The organism is uncultured Salegentibacter sp. (assembly GCF_963972535.1).
GTDB lineage: Bacteria > Bacteroidota > Bacteroidia > Flavobacteriales > Flavobacteriaceae > Salegentibacter.
Window position 1 is genome coordinate 1 of record NZ_CAXAVR010000193.1, and the last position, 2,544, is coordinate 2,544.

At 40.8% G+C, this 2,544-nt stretch carries 1 protein-coding gene; it reads left to right on the plus strand.

Annotated elements, in window-relative coordinates; all coding sequences use genetic code 11:
- Positions 1 to 2,544, plus strand: a 2,544-nt coding sequence (purL, locus tag AACZ30_RS13700) for a phosphoribosylformylglycinamidine synthase (RefSeq protein ID WP_339650074.1), incomplete at both ends; no start/stop codon positions are given.

The following is a 2,544-nucleotide window of genomic DNA, read 5'->3' on the forward strand; positions in this document are numbered from 1 at the left end:
CAGATTCTGAAGTTTTTGGATTCTCCCAGGTGAATTCTGAGCATTGTCGCCACAAAATTTTCAATGGTACTTTTGTGATAGATGGAGAGGAAAAGCCAAGCTCGCTGTTTAAAATGATTAGAAAAACTTCTGAAGAAAATCCTAACGAAATTGTTTCGGCTTATAAAGATAATGTTGCTTTTATAAACGGTCCGCGAGTACAGCAGTTTGCACCAAAACGTCCTGATGTTCCAGAATATTATGAAAATAAAGATTTTGATTCGGTAATTTCCATAAAAGCCGAAACTCATAATTTCCCCACCACGGTAGAACCATTTAATGGTGCGGCAACCGGAAGCGGTGGCGAAATTCGTGACAGGCTTGCGGGCGGAAAAGGTTCTTTGCCTTTAGCCGGAACCGCGGTTTATATGACTTCCTATTCCAGGCTGGATAAAGACCGGAAATGGGAAAATGGAATGAAAGAACGCGATTGGTTGTACCAAACTCCAATGGATATTTTAATAAAAGCATCTAACGGAGCTTCAGATTTTGGAAATAAATTTGGACAACCTTTAATTTCAGGATCGGTACTTACTTTTGAACATACTGAGCACAATAGAAAATTAGGCTACGATAAAGTAATTATGCTTGCTGGCGGAATTGGTTACGGGAAAGCCAGCCAGGCACAAAAAGATATTCCTAAAAAAGGAGATAAAATAGTAATTCTTGGTGGTGAAAATTACCGAATTGGAATGGGCGGTGCCGCCGTTTCATCTGCCGATACCGGGGAACTAGGTAGCGGAATAGAATTAAACGCTATACAAAGAGCCAATCCCGAAATGCAAAAACGAGCTTCTAACGCAGTGCGCGGAATGGTAGAAAGCGAAGAAAACCCTATAGTTTCCATTCACGATCACGGTGCAGGAGGACATTTAAACTGCCTTAGCGAACTGGTAGAAGAAACCGGTGGAAAAATAGATTTAGATAAATTACCGGTTGGCGACCCAACTCTTTCAGCTAAAGAAATTATAGGAAACGAATCGCAGGAGCGAATGGGACTGGTTATTGGCGGTAAAAATTATGAAATTCTTCGCAGGGTTTCAGAACGTGAGCGCTCTCCTATTTACCAGGTTGGTGATGTTACCGGCGATCATAGATTTACTTTTGAAGGTTCAAAATCGGGTAAAAAGCCTATGGACCTGGCACTTTCAGATATGTTTGGCAGCTCTCCAAAAACCATAATGACCGATACTTCGGTAAAACGTATTTACGAGGATTTAGAATATTCTTCAGCAGATATAAAAGATTATTTAAGCCAGGTACTTCAATTAGAAGCTGTTGCTTGTAAAGACTGGTTAACCAACAAGGTAGACCGTTGTGTAACCGGCCGCGTTGCAAAACAGCAAACTGCCGGGCCATTGCAACTTCCGCTAAACAATTGCGGGGTAATGGCGCTGGATTATAATGGGAAAGAAGGCGTGGCCACTTCTATTGGTCACTCGCCTGTTTCGGCTTTGGTAGATCCCGTGGCGGGTTCTAAAAACTCTATTGGGGAAGCGCTTTCAAATATTATTTGGGCTCCGCTAGAGAAAGGTTTAAAATCGGTTTCGCTTTCGGCAAACTGGATGTGGCCCTGTAATAACGAAGGCGAAGATGCCAGGCTCTATGAAGCAGTGCGTGCCGTTTCAGATTTTGCGATTTCCCTGGGAATAAATGTTCCTACTGGAAAAGATTCACTTTCTATGAAGCAGCGCTATAAAGACGGTGAAGTACTTTCGCCGGGAACTGTTATCATTTCAGCTGCCGGGCATTGTGACGATATTACTAAAGTAGTTGAGCCGGTTTTGCAGCCACGAAGCCTCGGGGGAGGTGATATTTATTACATTAATTTATCGCAGGATAATTTTAAGCTTGGCGGATCTTCTTTTGCGCAAATTCTAAATAAAGTCGGGACAGAAGTTCCAACTATAAAAGATCATATAAGATTCGCTGATGCTTTTTATAATATTCAGGCATTAATTAAGCAGGATTTAATCCTGGCCGGGCACGATGTTGCTTCTGGGGGATTAATCACTACGCTTCTTGAAATGTGTTTTGCCGATACTAATCTTGGCGCAGATTTAGACCTTACCGGCTTGAATGAAAAAGACAGCGTAAAATTATTATTTAATGAAAACTGCGGAATAGTTTTCCAGGCAAAAGATGAAACCGCTGAACAAGTACTTACTGATAATAATGTTGAATTCTTTAAAATTGGAAAAGTAACGGAAGGAAACGAGTTAAAAATTAAAAACGGTGCAGAAAACCTGAGTTTTAATATTCCTGAGATGCGGGATGTTTGGTATAAAACTTCTTTCCTTTTAGACCAGAAACAAAGCGGTGTAGATAAGGCTACAGAGCGTTTCAATAATTATAAGAATCAACCATTAGAATTTAAATTTCCTTATGGTTTTACCGGTGAGCTTCCATTTCAATCTGATTTATTGGAGAAGCCTACCAAAGCTATTAAAGCTGCGATTATTCGTGAAAAAGGTTCTAATTCTGAACGTGAAATGGCCCGCGCAA